General features: G+C 43.0%; 20 protein-coding genes. 8 read left to right on the top strand and 12 right to left on the bottom strand.

Annotated elements, in window-relative coordinates; genetic code table 11:
• Window positions 1–99 precede the first annotated feature (99 nt).
• The 3 genes from J2T20_RS11930 to J2T20_RS11940 are packed head-to-tail and all read right to left on the bottom strand — an operon-like array spanning window position 100 to window position 2,776.
• Window positions 100–1,302 (bottom strand): Acg family FMN-binding oxidoreductase, encoded by a 1,203-nt coding sequence (locus tag J2T20_RS11930; RefSeq protein WP_307588565.1) that lies wholly within the window; start codon window positions 1,300–1,302, stop codon window positions 100–102.
• 2 nt (window positions 1,303–1,304) lie between these two features.
• On the bottom strand, window positions 1,305–2,141 hold the full coding sequence (locus tag J2T20_RS11935) for a TetR/AcrR family transcriptional regulator (RefSeq protein WP_307588567.1): 837 nt from the start codon (window positions 2,139–2,141) through the stop codon (window positions 1,305–1,307).
• Window positions 2,087–2,776 carry a pseudouridine synthase gene (locus J2T20_RS11940; protein WP_307588569.1) on the bottom strand — a complete coding sequence of 230 codons (690 nt, stop codon included), beginning with the start codon at window positions 2,774–2,776 and terminating at the stop codon, window positions 2,087–2,089. Before J2T20_RS11940 ends, J2T20_RS11935 begins: the two co-directional genes overlap by 55 nt.
• A gap of 122 nt (window positions 2,777–2,898) precedes the next feature.
• Between J2T20_RS11940 and J2T20_RS11945 the strand changes: the two genes are divergently transcribed.
• Window positions 2,899–3,027 carry a DUF4023 domain-containing protein gene (locus J2T20_RS11945; RefSeq protein ID WP_084146640.1) on the top strand — a complete coding sequence of 43 codons (129 nt, stop codon included), beginning with the start codon at window positions 2,899–2,901 and terminating at the stop codon, window positions 3,025–3,027.
• A gap of 70 nt (window positions 3,028–3,097) precedes the next feature.
• On the opposite strand, the gene J2T20_RS11950 is transcribed toward J2T20_RS11945, so the two are convergent.
• Window positions 3,098–3,802, bottom strand: coding sequence for a hypothetical protein (locus tag J2T20_RS11950; protein WP_307588570.1), 705 nt, complete (start codon window positions 3,800–3,802; stop codon window positions 3,098–3,100).
• 367 nt (window positions 3,803–4,169) lie between these two features.
• On the opposite strand from J2T20_RS11950, the gene J2T20_RS11955 reads away from it, so the two are divergent.
• From J2T20_RS11955 to J2T20_RS11985, 7 genes are all read left to right on the top strand, one after another.
• Window positions 4,170–6,104, top strand: coding sequence for an asparagine synthase-related protein (locus tag J2T20_RS11955; RefSeq protein WP_307588571.1), 1,935 nt, complete (start codon window positions 4,170–4,172; stop codon window positions 6,102–6,104).
• Between the two features lie 30 nt (window positions 6,105–6,134).
• The gene (locus tag J2T20_RS11960; protein ID WP_307588573.1) at window positions 6,135–6,260 is read left to right on the top strand and encodes a paeninodin family lasso peptide; all 126 of its coding nucleotides are present in this window, start codon (window positions 6,135–6,137) and stop codon (window positions 6,258–6,260) included.
• Between the two features lie 99 nt (window positions 6,261–6,359).
• On the top strand, window positions 6,360–7,286 hold the full coding sequence (locus tag J2T20_RS11965) for an aldolase (RefSeq protein WP_307588575.1): 927 nt from the start codon (window positions 6,360–6,362) through the stop codon (window positions 7,284–7,286).
• A gap of 2 nt (window positions 7,287–7,288) precedes the next feature.
• Window positions 7,289–7,588 carry a lasso peptide biosynthesis PqqD family chaperone gene (locus J2T20_RS11970; protein ID WP_307588576.1) on the top strand — a complete coding sequence of 100 codons (300 nt, stop codon included), beginning with the start codon at window positions 7,289–7,291 and terminating at the stop codon, window positions 7,586–7,588.
• Window positions 7,585–8,034, top strand: a complete 450-nt coding sequence (locus tag J2T20_RS11975) for a lasso peptide biosynthesis B2 protein (protein ID WP_307588578.1) — start codon at window positions 7,585–7,587, stop codon at window positions 8,032–8,034. Before J2T20_RS11970 ends, J2T20_RS11975 begins: the two co-directional genes overlap by 4 nt.
• Window positions 8,035–8,054: 20 nt before the next feature.
• On the top strand, window positions 8,055–9,854 hold the full coding sequence (locus J2T20_RS11980; protein WP_307588579.1) for an ABC transporter ATP-binding protein: 1,800 nt from the start codon (window positions 8,055–8,057) through the stop codon (window positions 9,852–9,854).
• A 52-nt stretch (window positions 9,855–9,906) separates the two neighbouring features.
• Window positions 9,907–10,236, top strand: coding sequence for a helix-turn-helix domain-containing protein (locus J2T20_RS11985; RefSeq protein WP_307588580.1), 330 nt, complete (start codon window positions 9,907–9,909; stop codon window positions 10,234–10,236).
• Window positions 10,237–10,295: 59 nt separating this feature from the next.
• On the opposite strand, the gene galE is transcribed toward J2T20_RS11985, so the two are convergent.
• From galE to J2T20_RS12025, 8 genes are read right to left on the bottom strand one after another with little or no spacing between them, the layout of a single operon-like run.
• Entirely contained in the window at window positions 10,296–11,330 is a 1,035-nt protein-coding gene (gene galE / locus J2T20_RS11990) for a UDP-glucose 4-epimerase GalE (RefSeq protein ID WP_307588582.1), read from the bottom strand.
• Window positions 11,331–11,335: 5 nt separating this feature from the next.
• Complete coding sequence (locus J2T20_RS11995; protein WP_307588584.1) at window positions 11,336–12,883, bottom strand: lipopolysaccharide biosynthesis protein; 1,548 nt, start codon at window positions 12,881–12,883, stop codon at window positions 11,336–11,338.
• Between the two features lie 10 nt (window positions 12,884–12,893).
• Entirely contained in the window at window positions 12,894–14,096 is a 1,203-nt protein-coding gene (locus tag J2T20_RS12000) for a glycoside hydrolase family 88 protein (RefSeq protein WP_307588585.1), read from the bottom strand.
• Window positions 14,097–14,116: 20 nt separating this feature from the next.
• Window positions 14,117–15,301, bottom strand: a complete 1,185-nt coding sequence (locus J2T20_RS12005; RefSeq protein ID WP_307588587.1) for a glycosyltransferase — start codon at window positions 15,299–15,301, stop codon at window positions 14,117–14,119.
• 11 nt (window positions 15,302–15,312) lie between these two features.
• A complete protein-coding gene (locus tag J2T20_RS12010) occupies window positions 15,313–16,506 on the bottom strand; it encodes a glycosyltransferase (protein ID WP_307588589.1) in 1,194 nt (397 codons plus the stop codon).
• A 7-nt stretch (window positions 16,507–16,513) separates the two neighbouring features.
• Entirely contained in the window at window positions 16,514–17,671 is a 1,158-nt protein-coding gene (locus tag J2T20_RS12015) for a polysaccharide pyruvyl transferase family protein (protein ID WP_307588591.1), read from the bottom strand.
• A complete protein-coding gene (locus J2T20_RS12020; RefSeq protein WP_307588593.1) occupies window positions 17,668–18,720 on the bottom strand; it encodes a glycosyltransferase in 1,053 nt (350 codons plus the stop codon). Before J2T20_RS12020 ends, J2T20_RS12015 begins: the two co-directional genes overlap by 4 nt.
• Window positions 18,710–19,933: a glycosyltransferase gene (locus J2T20_RS12025; RefSeq protein ID WP_307588594.1), complete on the bottom strand. Its 1,224-nt coding sequence runs from the start codon at window positions 19,931–19,933 to the stop codon at window positions 18,710–18,712. The genes J2T20_RS12020 and J2T20_RS12025 overlap by 11 nt, the downstream gene beginning before the upstream one ends.
• Between the last annotated feature and the right edge of the window lie 2 nt (window positions 19,934–19,935).

Genomic DNA, 19,935 nt, shown 5'->3' on the forward strand with positions numbered 1-19,935 from the left:
CTCTTTTTTTCAACTTCTTTTTCGAGCTCGGCATCAACATTTCTTGGCCGGAATAAGAATATATCATGTATAGAAATCAATTGCAAGCTTTTTTTGAAATTAATATTCCGTATCCATTAAGTCCATTACATCCCGCCTCATGGTTTGAGGGAATGCCTGTGTAGGTTTACCTAGTCGAAAAAACATCTGTATCGTACTGCCCGCATTGGTATATCCACGATGTATATTACTATATTGTTCTTTCATCTCTGGATACTCCTCCAGCACCTGGCTTGGCGGCTGCATAACAAATCCTAATCGGTGAGCATTCAATACCAACCTGCTATAAAGCATTCCACTCTTAACCTGTTCTATACGTGTATTACCTTTCGTAATGATCATCGAATACGCTGGCGTATGATTTATCGCTGTTTGAGTAGACTTCACAAAAATATCTGCTGTGGTCTTCTCGCTGTTAATAGAAGGAAGGATTGTTATAAGTCCTTGCATGATGTGTTTCATTACACCAGAGGTCCCTTGCCCTTCAAGAGAAAAACCGTAGCGATACTTATTCTTCTGGTATTCATTAGCTCGAAAGATGGCCGCCGATTCTTCATTGATTCGATGGATGCTCGATTCGATTATTGCTCCTTTTATAGCGTAGTTTCCCAGCTTCTCCATATTCTCTTTATCCTGATATATCTTCAATGTTAAATCATCTTCGTTGTTGATACTTGCCAATTGACTGAGCTGTTCCTCAGTGAATGGGGTATTTTCATACGGGCCCCTATTTGTGTCTGGGGAAAATATGAAGCTATACAGTGGACTGTGTTGTGGGGAAGTCTTCATTAGCGTTACTTTTGCCACTGGCTTTATACTCATATCTTCTATTAGGTTTTGTTCATCATAATTACCGTCAGGGAAAAGTTCTAATACAGTCTTATACCCCAGCTCTCCCCCTGCCACCTGAACATATTCCAGAAAAGTGCCTTGGGAAATCATAGTTTGTCGAGCATAAGGGTCTACCTGCTTGGCTAGACGGTCGCTATCGGCATATAAATAGAAGACCCTAGAATCCTTCGTATCCAATCTGATCTTCCAGGGTTGCATGTTATGACCATTCGCCGCTAATAACCCATGAGCTGCCAGACGTATCCTCGGATCATCAAATTGCTCTGAATATGTTCGCTCCCAGGGCTGCAAATATAACGGTTGTTTCATAATCCCGCTTGAGGCAAATAAAACAACAAGAGTCAGAATCAATAACACAGCCAGCCCTGAAAGGATCATTAGAACAACCTTCTTTATCCCCCTCTTCTTCATTGTTAATGTTCTCCTTTCTTCCGTTGTATAGAACTAATTAAAAGCTCAAATGCTTCAAATACTAATTGATCCGGTTTCCTTTCATGATAATTATTAATGTATTCAGCCTTTTTCTTCGTTGTAGTGAAAACACCAATAATACAGGCCCATAAAATAAGAGTGGTATTTACCACATCCAACTCACTACGAATAACTCCTTGTTCAATCCCTTCAATTAAAGCGCCTGATAAAAACAGAGCCAACTTCTCCCCAAGGGCATAACACTCTTCGCGGGATTTATCGGGTATGCCATTTTTAAAATCCATTTCCCCATTCTCGTATCCAACTATAGCTGTAAAATAATCGGAATAATCATTACTAAATCTATATATGGCCCTGCCGATTTGTTTTATTTTGTCTAATGCATTCATTGGTTTGTTGTTACTCAGTTCATCTTCCAGCATCCCAATTAATAATCTGTATCCTCGAATCATGACTTCAAAGTAGATTTGCTCCTTACTATTAAAATAAACATACACCGTTCTTTTGCTGAACTCGGCTTCCTTAGCCACATTATTCATAGTAGCGGCAGTATACCCATCTCTGAAGAACACCCTTTCGGCTGCATCAACAATGTCATTTCTGCGAATTTCCTTTTCCTTCTCTTTCCGGTCATCAAATCCCACTAAAAACCACACCTTTCTTTTAAAAATGCACAGTGGTGCAATAAAGTATACTAACGGTTTACTTAACAGCATTGTATTGCCAATTCCATCCACAGTCAATACTTTTTCTACTACAGAAGTCAATTTAATTGAGCGAGAAGAGTCCTTAATTCTTCTTTCGTAAGGTTTCTCCACTCACCTTGTTCTAAATCACCTTTTGTAATATTCATTATTCGAATACGCTCCAGCCTTGTCACTCTATACCCGAGAGCTTTGCACATTCTGCGTATCTGAAGGTTAAGTCCTTGGGTCAGGATAATCCGGAACTCATATTTACTTAAGGAAGTTACTTCGCACGGCTTAGTCGTTACTCCAAGGATGTCAACACCACCAGCCATAGCTCGCAGGAATTCCTCAGTTACTGGTTTGTCTACGGTTACCCAATACTCCTTTTCATGACCATTCTCCGAACGCATCATTTTATTAACGATATCTCCTTCATTAGTAAGTAAAATGAGCCCTTCAGAATCCTTATCCAATCTTCCGACAGCAAATATCCGAGAAGGGTGGTTCACAAAATCAATAATGTTACCCTTGACCTGTCTGGCCGCTGTACAAACAATACCTACTGGCTTATTCAAAACAATATAAACGGCTTCCCCTTTACTTGGAATGGTTTTGCCATCGATAAGCACGATATCCTCTTGCTCGACTTCAGCATCGCCTTTACAAACCTCTCCATTAATCGTAATTCTTCCGGCTTGAAGTAATCGGTTGGTTTCTCTTCTAGAGCAATACCCTGTATCGCTTATATATTTATTGATTCTCATTATGAACCTACTTTCTTTTCACATGACTTTTATCCCTTAATTCGGCATAGGATTCGACACATGATTTTGCAGAGGAATGGTTAAATTAACTACAATGATTATAACCTTAGGAGGATAAATAAATGGACAATACCCATGAATTTGTAGAGAAATTGCACGATACTCAAAAGAAAGCGGAGAAGAACAAAAAACACGGCAAAGGAACTCCAAATGAAAATTTACCTACTAAGCAGCACGGCACAAATAAATAGAATTATCCTATAAAAATCAAACAACCCGCCTAATCCGAATGGATTGACGGGTTTGTTAGATATTCTTTGTTTATTGAATCAATTTAGCTACACTTATAGCGACTTTCTCGATCTGTGCTTTGTTCAGAGCCTTATCAGGTGAACTAATTGTTACCGTCCGGTTATCCAGGCTAAAGCCTAACATAAGGTTATCCGCAGAAGGGCTGTACCACTTCGCTTTCGTTCCATTGGACAACTGCACCTCTTGGCTGTCATAGCCGGTGGAATAATCTCTTGGTGAGATTACTACTCTCATGTGATCGAACAAGAAGCTCACACCGTCATCGGATGCAACCACTTTCTGGAAGGCATCCCCCTTAACCATTTGAATCGGAGCATATGCCGTTTCAAACCCCTGGAAACCTCCGAATGCTGTGAGTATAGCTTGTTTTTGTGCTGCATTATACTCTATTGCTTCCAGATTACTAGTAGAGCCAGTATTTGTACCAGTTCCAATTACTACTTGATGGGTCGCGGCATTATAGTTTACAGGAACCTTCAGAACATCGGCTAAGGCACGAACTGGCAGGTAGGTTGTATCCCGGTAGGTAATAGGCGACAATGTATTCCCTTTATTATCAACTGGAGTGTAGGCAGAACCGTTAACTGTGAACCCGATGCTATGATTCAGGAAGGCACTTATTTTTTCCATACTAGTTCCTGCATATACACCCGCCGATCCTGTTACCGCCATCCCAAACACCATTGTTGCTATGATCATCTTCTTGCTTTTCATTTAGATCGTCTCCTCGTATTTGTAATCTATCTCCCTTACTGCTTAATTCAATTTAACCATTAAGTCGTTTCCAACTTGTATCCACTATGTAAATAAGTCCGCATCCCTCTATAATCCACAATCTGTAAAATATTGCGTATCATAAGGGTCATTTGATGCTTATGTAAGAGCCTTTCCGAGACCTCATCTGTTAACTTTACAAAAAATAGTCAAAGTTAGTTGACAATGTTTTGAAGGGAATGGTACTTTATAGTTACAACATGTTCTTTATAAAGAACATGTTGAGCTGAATATTGATTTTCTTTAGAGATAACAGTCTCACTACAGGAAAAAATGTACTCATTTAAAGAACGCTTGGGGGATTAGGATGAGCGCAATTGCCGGTATATACCACCTGCAGCACGGTAGCATAGATTCCGAACAAGGTCCTCTTATGATGAAAACATTGCAGAAGTATCCTGCAGACCGGGTGCTTACCTGGCAGGATAGAGATGTATTCTTCGGATGCCATGCACAATGGATTACACCTGAATCCATCCACGAAGTATTGCCCTATTACGACGTAGAGAGAGGACTGGCTATTACTTCAGACGCGATTATCGATAATCGCACAGAGCTATTCGAGATGCTGCAAGTACCCAAGTCAGACCAACTTTCTATACCCGACAGTCTTTTAATCCTTCTAGCCTATGAAAAATGGGGTAATGAAGCCCCTTCCTATTTAGTAGGAGATTTCGCTTTTATGATTTGGGATGAGAAGAGACGCTCCTTATTCGGGGCACGAGACTTTTCAGGCAGCCGCACCCTTTATTTCCATCGTACCGCCCAGTTATTTGCCTTTAGCACCATTATTGCTCCTTTGTTTTCTCTAGTAGGAGTAAATAAGGTCATCAATGAGCAATGGGCATCTGAATTTTTAACCATTCCTATTTCAACCGATGCTATAGATTCTTTTTCCACCATATATAAAGGAATTGAACAACTGGCCCCTTCCCATTCGATTACCATATTAGACGGACGCGTAAGCTTCTCTAGATATTGCAGATTATATCCACAACCTAAGCTTCGGCTGAAGTCGAATGGTGAATATGAGGAGGCCTTCCGAGAAGTGTTCGGGAGAGCGGTCTCCGACCGATTAAGGACTCACCATGAAGTGGGAGCACATCTAAGCGGAGGTCTTGATTCCGGCTCCGTGGTTAGCTTTGCAGCTGGGCTTCTTCGTGGGAAGAATAAGCCATTACATACGTTCAGCTCCTATCCTGTAGATGGATTCGTGGATTTCAACTTACCACGACGCTTTGCGGATGAAAGACCCTATATACAATCAACGATCGATCATGTAGGGAATATCGAACCGAACTTCTTGAATTTCCCAGAAATGAATCCCTATTCGGAAATTGATGATTGGCTGGATACTCTTGAAATGCCCTATAAATTCTTCGAGAATTCATATTGGCTTAAGGGGATCTATGATAAAGCCAGTGCCAAGGGCGTGGGTATTCTGCTCAGCGGCCAGAGAGGCAATTGGACGATTTCATGGGGACCTGCACTGGATTACCAAGCTAGACTGATTAAGCAGTTCAGTTGGGTTCGCTTTTTTTGGGAGAATAGACGTTATACACAAACCACCTACGCCAACAAAAAGCAGGTTCTTCAAATTGTAGGAACAAAGGTCTTCCCTCCTCTGGCTCGATTTATCGCTCCAGATAAAGAAGAACCATTCCCCGTGCTTATCAACTCAGATTTCGCTAGAACAACGAATGTACACGATCGACTGCGTTCCTCCGGAATTGAGAATTGGGGTTCTGGTTTGGATGCTTATGACATCCGAAAAGATCAATTCAATCAATTATATTTTTGGAACATCAATGGAACGATCAGCACCAAGCTTTCGCTGAAATACCGTATTTGGGATAGAGATGCAACTAATGATTTACGTGTTATCCGCTTCTGCTTGTCTGTACCGGAGAATCAATATGTCCAGGAGGGTGTGGACCGTTCTCTGATCCGCAGAGCAATGATCGGGCTATTGCCGGACAAGATTCGCCTAAACCGAAAAACCCGAGGAGTTCAGGGAGCTGACGGGGTTCATCGAATGCTTCCTAACTGGAATTTGTTCGTTAGTGAAGCGCAGGCCATGATAAAAGATATACGCATTGCCCCCTATCTGAATACTGCCGTTCTGAATGAATGCCTTAACAGAATCCGTACTTCTACCAATCCCGCGATCGTTGACGGTTTCGACTTCCGCATTCTCATGCGTGGGTTAATCTTCTATCGTTTTATCCAGAGATTATCATAATTACCGAATGAATTGAGGGGAGGTGATATTATGAAAAAAGAATACAGCAAACCTTCTTTGGAAGTCCTTGACGTAAATATGACTTTGGCAGGACCCGGTATAAAAAAGCCTGATGCTGTTCAAGCGGATCCTACCGAGATTGTTCATTACTCCTAGAATTCTGTTATAATCGCCCCTTATATCCTTACAAGGATATAAGGGTATCTTTAAATAGCACGCTATTACGGCGAAATTAGATACTATGGAGTGAGGTTCATGACAAATATGACTCAACATCTCGCATACAAGGCCTTTGGTCTGAACATAGAAAGTGAATTCCCCTTACCTGAGCTGCCTTATATGGATAGTCCAGCAGTTTTGGGAAATATAACTGTGATCAGAGAAGACCTATCGCAGCGATGGAAGGCCATTCCGAAGCTAAATTCCTACTTAAGTGTGTCGGATAACGAGGTAATGTTCCAAGTTGCAGATGTCGCTATTTTCAGTATACGGGGCGGCAACACTATCACTGTTTCTCCCTTTGTTACTACTGATGAAGACTGTATTCGCCTATATATATTGGGAAGCTGCATGGGCATCCTCCTGATGCAAAGAAATGTCCTTCCACTTCACGGAAGCGCAATTGTAATTCAAAATAAAGCCTACGCATTAGTAGGCCACTCGGGTGCAGGCAAATCTACACTCGCTTCTTATCTTATGGAACAGGGCTACCGCTTGATCAGTGATGATGTTATTCCAATTAAACTGACAGATAGCACTCCTCTAGCCATACCAGGATATCCACAACAAAAGTTATGGGAGCAGAGTCTGCAGTACTTGGGACGCCAATCATCAGATTACCTGCCTCTATTTAAAAGAGAAACCAAATTCGCCGTGCCGGTGCATGATCAATTTCATTCAGAGCCACTGCAGCTTGCTGGTCTATTTGAACTCGTAGTCAAATCAGAAGGTTCTGTAACGATCGAACCGATCCAAGGAATGGAGCGGTTTCATACGTTATTTAATCATACCTACCAAAATCTCATGATAGACCGTATGGGCCTCAGACAGTGGCATTTCAGCATGCTTGCCCAATTCGTCAATCAGTTGCCTATGCATCAATTAAGCAGGCCAGCAGAAGGCTTCAGCAGTTCCGAACTAACATCACTTCTATTAGAAGCAATCACTGAAGGAGGAGATTAACGATGAGTAAAGTGAGCACATTATCCGTCAATGACGTCCTCGTTCAATGCGAAGGAAATATTGTAAGTGACATGGATGGCGAAAAGGTCATGCTAAGTATCGAAAAAGGAAAATATTACAATCTTGGCGAAGTAGGCGGGGCTATCTGGGAGACGTTGAGCACTCCTCTATCTGTTAAGGACATTATCTATAAGATCCAAACAGCCTACGAAGTTGAAGCCGACATTTGCGAGCAGGATGTCATTCCTTTTCTGCAGCATCTTATAGAAGAAGAACTTATCCGATTTACCCATGCAGGATGAGAACGCTTAGAAGATTAAGATTGTTGTTAACATTCGATAGGACTACGGTTATATTGTTCGCTGAAGCCTTCCTTATGTTAGGTTGGGCACGCATCTTGATGTTCTTAAAATTTGCTAAGATTGCACACCAGCTCGGACAGAAATCCCAGGAAACGCCAGAGGAATTCCGGAATGATGATATCCGTCCCATTAAAAATATCTCCAGTGCCATTCATATCGTCAGCAAATATACACCCTGGGATAGCAAGTGTCTGGTCAAAGCCATAGCCGGGATGAAAATGCTGGAAAGGCGGCACATTAACAGCACGCTTTATTTAGGTACTGCTAAGGATGAGAATGGAAGCATGATCGCCCACGCTTGGCTACGCAGCGGCCCCTTTTATATATCCGGAGCTGATGTTATGAACCGCTTTGTTGTCGTGGAGAAGTTTGCCAAAGAGGTTTAACTGACAATCGGGGTGTTCCTATGAAAACAATTATGTATTACATTAAGCAACTACATGCTTTTTCAGGAATACAACTGTATCTCAATATGGCCGGTATGGTTATAAGCGGACTGCTGGAGAGTGCAGCATTTCTACTATTGATTCCCATGCTCGGCATAGCTGGTATTCAGTTGGGGGGGCAAGCTGCAAGCTTCCACTTCATAGGTTTTGATAAACTGCAGGATCTACCCCAAATCGCTGTCATTATTACGGTGCTTGCCGTCTACTTGTCCATAGTATTCGGTCAGAACATGATTTCGCGTTCGGTAATAATCCGGAATGTGTATATTCAACAGAGATTCAGCCGCAAGCTTAGATTCGAGGTCTACAGTGCTCTGCTTCGGGCGGAGTGGCCCTTTTTCCTGAAGAAACGAACCTCTGACCTAGTTAATTTAATGACCACGGAATCTGCGCGCGTAATCAGTGGTATCAACTACTTTTTGCAGTTCATCACCTCCTTTCTCTTCACGCTGGTTCAGATCGGATTCGCCTTCTGGCTGTCGCCCCCAATGACTTCGATCGTTCTCGGCTGCGGTCTTGTTCTCTCTATGTTCTCCCGTCGATTTATCCGGAGCGCCAAAAAGTTAGGCAGCCGCACATCCCAAAATGGACAGGCTTATCTAGCTGGCATTACGGACCAACTCAACGGAATCAAGGATATTAAGAGCAATAATCTGGAGAGTTCACGGTTGGACTGGCTGCAGACCGTCACACATGGAATGTTAGATGAGCAGATTGAATATATGAGACTCAGAATGAGCTCTCAGCTTCTATACAAGATGTCATCAGCCCTGCTTATTTCCATGTTCATATTCATGTCCTTTCAATTCCTCCATATGGATGGTCCCTATCTACTTTTAGTTATTCTAATCTTTGCCCGTTTATGGCCCACATTCACTACACTGCAATCTCTTCTTGAACAATTGGCTTCTATGCTTCCTTCCTTTAAGGCTCTACAGCAGTTGCAGGATGAATGTCTGGAACACGCGGAGAAAGGCATCCGATCTCACGATGAACAATCAATCACTCCCATTCGAATGGAGAAGGGGTTAGAGGTCAAAGGGGTCTCCTTCCGTTATCACGCAGATATCCCTGTTTATTCATTACAGGATATCAATGTATCCATTCCCGCTAACCGCATGACAGCAGTTGTAGGCCGTTCAGGAGCCGGAAAAAGTACCCTTATTGATCTGCTCATGGGTCTAATGCAGCCTGAAACCGGAGTAATCCTGGTAGACGGAATGCCAATCACAGGTGATAACTTACTTCCATTTAGACGTTCGATCGGTTATGTTGCGCAGGATCCCTTTCTATATAATGCAACTATCCGGGACAATCTGATGATGATTAAGCCTGATTCGAAGGAAGACGAGCTATGGGAAGCTTTGGAGTTCGCCTCCTCGGCTGATTTTGTACGCCGGTTGCCTGACGGATTGGATACCTTAATTGGTGATCGTGGAGTACGGTTATCCGGAGGAGAACGTCAACGCCTTGTCTTAGCGAGGGCTATGATTCGGAAGCCTTCGATTCTGGTATTGGATGAAGCTACCAGCGCACTGGATACGGAGAACGAAAAGAACATCCAGGAAGCACTGGAGCGTTTGAAGCATTCCATTACCATCATTGTTATTGCCCATAGGCTCTCAACCATCCGCAACGCGGATCAAATTCTAGTTATCGATAGCGGACATGTAGTACAGCAAGGAAAGTTTACAGGTCTTGCCTCCGAACAAGGTGGGGTATTTAGCAGCCTGTTGAGTAATCAGGAAGAGGCTATGTAAGTTGTTCCAAGCACTTCCTCTTCCTATGAATCAATTAACGGAGGTATAACCCATGATTGGTGAACGAATTCAAATGCTTCGTAAAAAGAATAACTACTCTCTGACTGAGCTTTCTGAAAGAGCAGGCGTCGCGAAGTCTTATTTAAGTTCAATTGAACGCGGAATTCAACAAAATCCTTCCATTCAATTCTTAGAAAAAGTAGGATCGGTATTAGGTATTACTGTGGAGGAATTCCTCCACAAGGAGAATACTGCAGATAATAAGGACCCTATTGATATGGAGTGGACTGCTCTTGTGAAGGAAGCCATGCATTCCGGTGTTAGCAAAGTGCAGTTCAGAGAGTTTTTGGATTATAACAAATGGAAGCTAAAGCGTGAATAAAAAAAACGTCTCATCAGTAGAATTCTACTTTAGAGGCGCTCTTCTCTTTACTCTTTTCTTCAATTCGCTTGTTCCCATTCCTTCTTACTATAGCCGCTCGGATTAGCTAACTGCCACCTCCAAGTATCCTCGCACATTTCTCCTATATCCTTCTTCGCACTCCATTGCAATTCACGATTTGCCTTAGAGGCGTCCGCATAACACACCGCTATATCTCCAGGCCTCCGCTCAGTCAAAGCATAAGGGATTCTACGTCCTGTGACATCCTCAAAAGAAGTGATCATCTCCAGTACACTCAGACCTTTACCGGTACCTAGGTTATATACATCTACTCCTGCGTGATTCATTATCCGCTCCAGTGCTTTAATATGCCCCTTCGCCAAATCCACGACATGAATATAATCCCGAATCCCCGTTCCATCTATAGTAGAATAATCACTTCCGAACACATTCAGCTGCTTCAGCTTACCAATCGCTACCTGGGAAATATAAGGCACAAGATTGTTCGGAATACCATTTGGATTCTCACCGATTCTTCCGCTTGGATGAGCTCCAATCGGATTAAAGTACCGTAGAATAGAAATGCCCCAGCGAGGATCGGACAAGGCTAAGTCCTGTAGAATTTCCTCTATCATCTGTTTCGTGCGTCCATACGGATTAGTAGCGCCAATAGAGGCATCCTCTTTGATCGGAACACTCTCCGGTGCGCCGTATACAGTTGCCGAGGAGCTGAAGACGATCTTAAATACGCCATGCCTTTCCATCGTCTCACATAAGCATAGTGTGCTTAAAACATTGGTGTGATAGTACTTAAGGGGGAGCTGTACCGATTCACCTACCGCCTTAAGTCCGGCAAAATGAATGACTGCATCAATGCGGTGTGCAGCAAATACATTGTTCAGGGCCTCCGCGTCCAGTACATCCAATTCATAGAAGGTAAACGATTTATTGGTGATTTCTTCAATTCGTTCTATGGCCTCCGGGTGACTGTTAATAAAATTGTCCACACTTACAATCTCATATCCTGCCTCCAGCAGTTCAACCGTCGTATGACTACCGATGTAGCCGGCACCTCCGGTAATTAAAATAGCCATTGAAATCAACCTCCATTATTTAAATTGGGTTTAATTTTCACGGTAAGCTTCCCCAGCATTGTTTTGGCTATACCTACCAGGTACTCGAACTCTTCTTTCCGGTAGAACACGAGGACGTAGAATATATTAATAGAAGTAAAAACAATTAACGCTTTGGCTATCAAGAGCAGAAAAGTATTTGCTTCAATAAGTCCACCTGCCAAGTCACCAATGACAAAAGCACTTATTCCTACCAAAACGTAATAAGTATACTTACGATAGTGATCTGCAACAGACAGATGAAACACTTTTTTATAGACAAGATAAGGGGTGGTCCAAAAAGGCATGGCCATCGAGCTGATCAAGGAACCTATAAACACTCCCGGAATACCGATGGATTGAACAAGAACAATAGAAATAATGAGGCCGATGGCCGCTTGGCCCAAAGGTACAAATCGATCTTCATGAAATATACCAGCCGTTGTTTTTACCGTCGAAATGGGATTTCGCATCCCCCTCTCAAAAAACAGGAGAAGCAGTATAATCAATACTCCGTTCGACATTAGGTACGAATTCCCGATCCACAATGAGATAAAAGGTTGTATCAGAATATACAAGAGAATCGTTAATAAAGAATACAACCAGAAGGTAAGCAGCAGCAGCACTTTATAAACGCTGTATATTTTTTTTTCACTCTCACTGGATACGAGGTTGCCTACACTGTGATACAAATTACTAAAGACTTGGTTGATAAACGTCCGAGCAATATCCACCAGCATCTTATAATTGGAATACAGTCCGACAGCAGCAACGCTAACGAATGATGAAATGAGAATATTCTCGGTTCCCAACACAAGATAGCTGCCCACATTTTGCAGAACAATGGCCTTGACGTTCTTAATAATTCCACCTTTGGTCTCCGCATCGAGCTTTCCGGTAACTTTTTTCTTTAAATAAGGGTATTTCTTATTAGCAATGGTTGTTAATGTAACGGCTGTTGTTATTGTGATGAAGCTGTCTATAATGAGAAACATAATGTAATTGGCCGTATAATACAGGATCCCAATTTTGAGACAGGTGGATATAATGGAAGAAACCGAAAAGGCTACCGTTACAATATAGCCCTTTTGATTTACATTCAAAAATGAGTTCTTGTAGGAAAAAAGGTAAGGTGTCACCGTGTTAATGAGAAAGATAAGATAAATAAGATGTACATTCTCTATGCTTGTATCCTTAACGATGGTATTTAAAAAAGGGAGCAGTGACAGTCCCAGCAGAGTAACTACTAAGGCAATAACCAGATAGGCGCTTCTGTACAACCGCATCAGTCTGTTGATTTTTTCATAATCATTTTCCGCGATAGGTTTATACAAGCTGTACATGATGCTGGTACCAATACCCGCTTCCGCCAGTGTCAGCATCATCAATATGTTGGTGAACAAGCCATTCACACCGAGATACTCAATTCCTAAGGAATTAATAAATACGGTTCTGGAGATAAAACTCAACATCGTGATAATTAACTGGTTACCAATCCCTGCGGTTATGTTGATCAGCGAGTTTTTTACTCTCATAGGCATCCCTTCATCTTAAAAATTGATCATCAATCTCCACAGCCCTATTATGGATTATCCGAATACAGAATCCTTGTGTAAAAGGCAACACATTAAATAGTGAGGAATACACACCGATATCTTTAGTGTCACCCTGCGAGAAATCAACGGCTCCGTTCCTGCGAGTAACCTTCATTAAGTAGTTGACGGCCTGGTCAGCGCTTTTGCTGCAATCCTCGCTTAATTCCTCTATGGTAGCGGCATGCAGCATGAACCAACCCAATGTGGCTGTGGCAGAGGAGTCACTTCTGGACTCTGGACGGGTCGCCGTCCAGTTCCAATTCCCTTCAGGATTCTGCAAAGGCAGTACTGAACGAGCAAACTTTATAACAGAGTCTTTCAGTGTCTCCTTGCATTCGTGGTTATCAGGAAGCTCCCTCCATGCATCAATCAAACCGATAGCATACCAGCCCAATCCCCTCCCCCAGCCATAGAGACCAAGCGGGTAACGGGTCTTAATATGATAAGCATGGCAAGGTATGTAGTGCTCATTCAGCATTCCGAAATGTTCATACGTCTTAATTTGCTTAACCGCAAGCTGTACGCATTCCGGTTTGTCGTACTTCAACCCGTACGAAATCAGAAACGGACAGATAAAACCGATCGTATCTACATAACGGTAATCCTTCATCCACTTTCGATATAAGACGGTACCGTCTTCTTCACCGATATGTTCCTGAATTAGCTGCCACAACTTATCCATGGCCGGTTTGTAATGCCCGGAATCTACGACGGTTTGATTCATGACAGCATAAGCTAGTATGCCGACATCCACATGGTCAGGGTTAACCTTCCAATCACCGCTTTCGGTAAATTTGGAGCTCAAGTATTGTCTTATCGATTTGGCAGACCGTTCATCTTCACGATGCTGTATGGATTCATTAAGACCGAGCAGGATCGCTGCCTCCTGCCAATGTTGAATAGCTGACTTGGAGTAATTCCCTTGCAGCATATCGATTACAATCAACCTGGTATGATCCGTCACCTTGATCTTTGGCGTCTTATTCAGCCATACGATTCCTTTATCCGTTATAGACTGCCCCCATACTTGCCTATCGTTAAATCTGCCGATATGAATACGGCCCAGCCAATCCCCGGCAATCGGAACAACATCTATAAGCAAGACGATAACGGCAATGAATAATAAGATCCCTGCTATGGATTGGATGATCACAGTTATTCCTCCGTTCTGTATTACTGCACTAGTTGATACATCTTTTCAACTTCCGATTCCGTATTCAGATCCTCTTCCGTTAAGTTCCGGGCAAACTTACTACCAAGTTCTTTGTCATCAATTAATCTGCGAATGCCCTCAGTAAGGCCTTCAGGACTCATGTCTACGATTAAACCGTTGTAATTATCCTGAATTTGATCCTTGGCTGTGGAGAAATCAGTTACGATTATAGGCTTGCACATAATTTTCGCTTCATCTATTGCAATGGATTTTCCTTCAAATCTTGATGACTGTACATAAATGTCCGCTTCCTTGATATAGGGATAGGGATTCTCCTTAAGCCCAAGCAGGATGAAATTTCTCTGCAGCGAGCATTCGGCAATCAGCTTCTCCAAGCTGCTTCGTTCCTCGCCTTCTCCAATCACGTACCAACGAAGATCATAACCCAGGTCCACCAAGCGCCGGCAGGCCTCAACAGCCCATTCGAATCCTTTTTGAAAGGTTAATCTTCCTATAGATAATAGCTTGATTCCTTCATGGTGACTCCAGTCAGCCTTCTCTGACGACATTTTATGGATAAGCTCCGGGGAAACAATATTCTGGATCACCTGCACTTTGGAAGATAGATCGGGAAAACGATTCTGTAATACAGTCCCGCACTCATCCGACACGGTAACCAGATAATCCAAACTTCGAAAGTAGAATTCGTCGATGGCAGGGTCCATGCCCAGCTTGTCATAATCGTTATGAATAAAGCCTATCTTTGTGGTGGCATTGGTTTTCTCGATAACATAATATATAGGGCTCTTCTCCATAAAACCGATGGCTGCATCATAACGTTTGGTTAGACGAGACAGTGATTTGGATAGATGCTTCCATACCCGCTGCTCCCGAACCGCCGGATGGGTTTCTGTGCGAAAGATCAGACCGGCACGGATACGGTGTATGGCCAGACCCGGTTTTCTTTTATTCAAACTATCCTTAACAGCCGCCATGACAGGCATATCATAATGCCTATAGAATTCAGGTTCCTCCAAGATATGGACTTGCTCAGGGACCCTGCTAAAAAAGAGCCCTTCGTGCTTGAAAAGAAATAAATCGACCTCATATTTGGAGTAATCCAGACTTTGAAGCAGGGAGATCAGCGACTTCTCAGCACCTCCGCAGTTCAGATTACCCATTACGAACAGGAGCTTTTGCTTCATCGGAATTCCACCTATACCAGCAATTTGTAGAACTTATGGATTTCCTCTTCGGTACCCAGTGATGACTGTGCCAACTGATCGGTGATTCTGGCTCTAAGCGCTTTATCCTGAATCAACTTCTCAATGCCTGCTGCAACAGCCTCTGCATTCATATCTACAATCAAGCCGTCCACACCGTCCTCAATCTGATCCTTGGCTGTGCTGAAGCGCGTTACAACAATCGGTTTATTCAATATTTTCGCTTCATCAATCGCAATCGATTTCCCTTCAAATCTGGAGGTTTGAACATAAAGATCCGCTTTCTTCAGATAGGGATATGGATTAGACCTCAGTCCGAGCAGCGTAAAATGATTCTCCAGTCCATTGGCTTGGATCAGGTCGGATAACTTCTGTCTTTCTTCCCCTTCTCCAATAATTGCCCATTGAACAGGATATCCTTTATCCACAAGCTTCCGACAGGCTTCAATCGCCAGCTCGAATGCCTTTTGGTAATGCAACCGGCCGATGGACAATATGGAAATTTCCTCATCCTTGGTAACCGCAGTCTCATTTTTACTCTGATCAGCCAGCTGTCTAATAACCTTTGGAGAAACAATATTATGGATGACACTGATTTTTTCACGCTGCTGCGGAAAACGGTTCTTTAAAATGTCAGCGCACTCTTCCGAGACGGTAACAATATGATCCAGCTGCTTAAAATACGAAACATCGAAGTTAGGGTCCATTCCCAACTGGTCATAATCAATGTGAATCCATCCAACCTTTGTATTCGCCTGTACCTTATCGACACCAAAGTAAATGGATGTCTTCTCCATAAACCCAACCACAGTATCATAAGGCTGTTCCAAAGATTCAAAAAAGACGGACATATGTTTCCAGCTATACTGTTCTCTAAGAGCAGTTGATCTGAACAATCTATTTTTTAATGCAAACATAAATCTGTGGTAGGCAAGGCCAAACTCGCCCTTAAAAAGTAATAGTGACATAGACTTCCACAACGCCAGGGTGAACTGCTGATACTTATCCGGCAAAGGCAGCAAATGGACATGTTTCGGAATAAACTCCATAAAAAGCCCATCATGGTTTAATAGAAACAAATCCACCTCATACATTTCATAATCAACCTGACTCAGCAGATTAACCAAACTTCGCTCACCACCGCCGGAGCTTAACCCGGGCATAATAAACAGCAGTTTTTTTCTCATAGTCACCTCATGCCAATTCTCTTAAGTATTCCACTGCTTGATAAGACATTTGTTTGATTTGCGGTATGGCCTGCTTCAGTCTGTCTCGGATCGCCTGCTCTTCCTGCACCATTTCCTCAAATTTAGAGGCCAGAAGTTCACCCGATGAGATTTCCTCGATACCAAGCACCAGCTTCTCCTCGCCGAACAAGTCTGTGGCGATTCCCTTTGATTTCACGCTGTATCCCAGCACTATAGTGGGAACCATATTGGAATAAGCAGCAATCGTCGCATGAGTCCTTGCACCTATGAAAAATCTCATTCTAGCGATATACCCCTTGTATTGCACAGCCGTCAGGTTGCCCGGCAGCAGAATAACACGTCCCGTATGCTTGAACTCCCGATAATACTCATTCAGAACATCAAAGTCGTTGTTGCCATCTTCAATGACATGAGGGGTCAAGGCAATAGTCATATCTGTAGTCTGCAGAATATGGCTGATCAGTTCCCGAATCGCTCCCTTGGATTGTTGATTTCGGCTCATAACCAGAGGGCTGAAATTGAGGCCGATGGTATTCCCCTCTTGCCATCCTACAGGAAGAGCAAGCTCTATCTTTTCCATGGTAAACGCTGGATCGGCTACTAATCTCACATTCGTAAGTCCTTTATTCTTAAGCATGTTATAGGTCAGGGTCTCCCGGGCCAGAATGAGGTCAAAGAGCTTCAAATCCTCCAATTTACGGGGGGTGATATCCTCTTCACCGATGGAGCAGCCCCATAGAACCAGCTTTTTCCCTTTTTTCTTAATTCTTCGGTTGATTTCGTACCAGCCCGGTTGCTCACCATAACAATAGTTGTCCCCTCCAATCGACATACAGACATCAGCCAGTCCAATACGCTTTATTACGTTGTGATGAATTTGACCGAGAGCATATTTCTCATCCTTGAACAGCCTTACTCTTAGCAATGACATCAACCATTGGGGTGAATATTTAGAGATTGGTATTGCAGAACCGTCATAGATATGATCAAGCGTGCCGATGATTCGATCCGTATCCGGTCTATCGGATAACAAAAAGACCTTAGCTCCGCCTATTCCTTCTTTGATAATTCCCGTAGAGGAGCGAACAATGGCCTCGCATCCCCTGTTTAAGCTGCCTCCATGGGCGAACATCATGATTCTCACATTGCTTTCCTCCCCTTCGATTGATTACGGATTCTGCTGTAAAGAATAGCCAGATAAATACCGCCGACTTGCCTCCTGCGCATCATTTCAACAATCCATTTGTAATATCTGCCCAGCGAACTAAATTCCTCCTCGTAATATAAAGGAATCGACGCCTGTATCTGTTCATTGTTTACCACACTTCTGATATAGGCGTATCTCGTTCTGAAATCAACCTCACGGGTTGGCTCCATATAAATATGTAGAATGGCTAAAGCCGAATGAATGAGCCTGATGGATTTGAGTCTTCCAATATCGACATTTTCAAGCTTAGCCACATAAGCATCAGGTAAAATAGTTTGATAAACCTCTAGCGCTCTCTTGAGATAGTCCTGCTTCACTATGTTTCTTGTGGCACTCCCTGGAGTCTCCCGATAGTGGTATCCGGTATAATCCATGTATTTGGCTCTCTCTGCAACACAGAAGAAGCTCATATTGAACATCCCGTCTTCCCCTAAGGCCACCCTCTCCGGAAAAACAATGCCATGCTCTATTAATGTTTGTCTCTTGTATAGTTTGCTGCAGGCTGTATTGCAATTATCGTTTTTGATGAAATAGGGAAGGATGTCCCGCTTGATATCTACTTCATGAAGGACCGCTTCCACTGAGAAAGGATACCTAGTAATTACAGTGTGGATTCCGAGTTCACTTTCAAAATTGGTGATCACCGCATCGCAATTATCTTGTACTGCAGCTAAATACAGAGTTTCGAACATTTCTCTCTCCACGGTATCGTCCGCATCCACAAAACCGATGTACTCTCCCGAGGCTGCCGTCATGCCTGCGTTCCTAGCTGCACTAACCCCCTGATTATCTTGATCTATCAGAACCATTCGCGTATCCTTCTTTGCATGTTCCCTTAGAATTTCTAAGCTGCCATCCTCAGAACCGTCATTTACAAATACAAACTGGCATTCGTGAAGACTCTGGGATAGGAGAGAATGTATACACGGAATTAGATACTGCTCAGCATTATATACGGGGATGATAACACTCACCTTATATTGCACTGAGAACAGCCTCCTCCCTTTCGCTGATCAGGCCATACAGCTTCTCCAATTCATAAGTGTTACTGTGATCAGATCTACTGCAATGACCGGATAACCTTTGGCGCAGGTCCGCGTTCAAATACAAACGCTCAATACCTTGGACAATTCCTTCTACAGATAAATCTGTAATGAAACCATCAACTCCATTCGTAACCTGACTGGGTGCTGTGGAGTAGTTGGTAATCAATATCGGTTTCCCTAAAATTTTGGCCTCAGTAACTGTCACAGCCTTACCCTCATAGCGCGAAGGTTGAACATATAAATCGCATGAACTCATATATGGGTATGGGTTGGTTTGTTTACCCAGTAGGATAAAGCTGTCCTCCAGATGATGTTCAGCTATCATCTCTTTCAGCATGGCCTCATCATTTCCATACCCGACAATGTACCAGTTGATCTTGTCATAACCCTTGTCTCTCAGTCTTCTTAAAGCTTTAACAGCAAGGTCCAGCCCTTTCTGATAAGACAATCTTCCCACGGTAACCAATTTGAAGTTAGGGTCATTCACCATGGGGTTTACTGCCTCTTTATTGGCCATTATTCTAATAAAATCAGGGGATGTGATATTCTCAATCACAACTACCTTCTCTTCCAGTGACCCGTATTTCTGCAAAAAAGAGACTTTGCACGCTTCCGACACCGCGATAATATAATCAAACTTGCTCCACATTTTAAAATCAGCCTGGATATCTGTTTCGATCGTTAAATAATCGGTATGAATCCATCCGATCTTCAGCTTGGCTTTCACTTTATCGGCTACAAAGTAATGAGGCCATAAATAACTGATCGCAACGTCATACTCCTGTTGAAGCTTAGGGAGGTAAGGCAGCACATACTTCCACATCAGCTGCATTTGATAATAGCCGGGTTCAGTTATCTTGCGGATTCTTCGAATACATTCCGTATGGATTTTTGCCAAAATGCGTCCCATTGCGATGCGATAATGACCTTCCCTGAATGCTTCCTGTATTGTTTTTCGAAAGGTTGAATAGGTGGGCTGCTCCTCCAGCAAATTCACCTGCGGGGAAAGCAAGTCCAGAAAATCACCCTGATGGCGATACAGCATCAGATCCACATCATGGTTCTCATAGTCAAAATGCTCCAGCATGCTGGCCAGACTTCTTTCCACCCCTCCCACTTCCATATCATATGAGGTGATCAATATCTTCTTCATCC

It is taken from the genome of Paenibacillus wynnii (assembly GCF_030812855.1).
Taxonomy (GTDB): domain Bacteria; phylum Bacillota; class Bacilli; order Paenibacillales; family Paenibacillaceae; genus Paenibacillus_AQ; species Paenibacillus_AQ wynnii_A.

Bases quoted from the DNA above. Each gene is read 5' to 3' on its own strand.
- J2T20_RS11940 (WP_307588569.1), bottom strand. From the start codon at position 2,776: ATGAGAATCAATAAATATATAAGCGATACAGGGTATTGCTCTAGAAGA.
- galE (WP_307588582.1), bottom strand. From the start codon at position 11,330: ATGGCTATTTTAATTACCGGAGGTGCCGGCTACATCGGTAGTCATACG.
- J2T20_RS11950 (WP_307588570.1), bottom strand. From the start codon at position 3,802: ATGAAAAGCAAGAAGATGATCATAGCAACAATGGTGTTTGGGATGGCG.
- J2T20_RS12010 (WP_307588589.1), bottom strand. From the start codon at position 16,506: ATGAGAAAAAAACTGCTGTTTATTATGCCCGGGTTAAGCTCCGGCGGT.
- J2T20_RS11985 (WP_307588580.1), top strand. From the start codon at position 9,907: ATGATTGGTGAACGAATTCAAATGCTTCGTAAAAAGAATAACTACTCT.
- J2T20_RS12025 (WP_307588594.1), bottom strand. From the start codon at position 19,933: ATGAAGAAGATATTGATCACCTCATATGATATGGAAGTGGGAGGGGTG.
- J2T20_RS11965 (WP_307588575.1), top strand. From the start codon at position 6,360: ATGACAAATATGACTCAACATCTCGCATACAAGGCCTTTGGTCTGAAC.
- J2T20_RS11945 (WP_084146640.1), top strand. From the start codon at position 2,899: ATGGACAATACCCATGAATTTGTAGAGAAATTGCACGATACTCAAAAG.
- J2T20_RS11995 (WP_307588584.1), bottom strand. From the start codon at position 12,883: ATGAGAGTAAAAAACTCGCTGATCAACATAACCGCAGGGATTGGTAAC.
- J2T20_RS11975 (WP_307588578.1), top strand. From the start codon at position 7,585: ATGAGAACGCTTAGAAGATTAAGATTGTTGTTAACATTCGATAGGACT.
- J2T20_RS11960 (WP_307588573.1), top strand. From the start codon at position 6,135: ATGAAAAAAGAATACAGCAAACCTTCTTTGGAAGTCCTTGACGTAAAT.
- J2T20_RS11930 (WP_307588565.1), bottom strand. From the start codon at position 1,302: ATGAAGAAGAGGGGGATAAAGAAGGTTGTTCTAATGATCCTTTCAGGG.
- J2T20_RS11980 (WP_307588579.1), top strand. From the start codon at position 8,055: ATGAAAACAATTATGTATTACATTAAGCAACTACATGCTTTTTCAGGA.
- J2T20_RS12005 (WP_307588587.1), bottom strand. From the start codon at position 15,301: ATGAAGCAAAAGCTCCTGTTCGTAATGGGTAATCTGAACTGCGGAGGT.
- J2T20_RS11955 (WP_307588571.1), top strand. From the start codon at position 4,170: ATGAGCGCAATTGCCGGTATATACCACCTGCAGCACGGTAGCATAGAT.
- J2T20_RS11970 (WP_307588576.1), top strand. From the start codon at position 7,289: ATGAGTAAAGTGAGCACATTATCCGTCAATGACGTCCTCGTTCAATGC.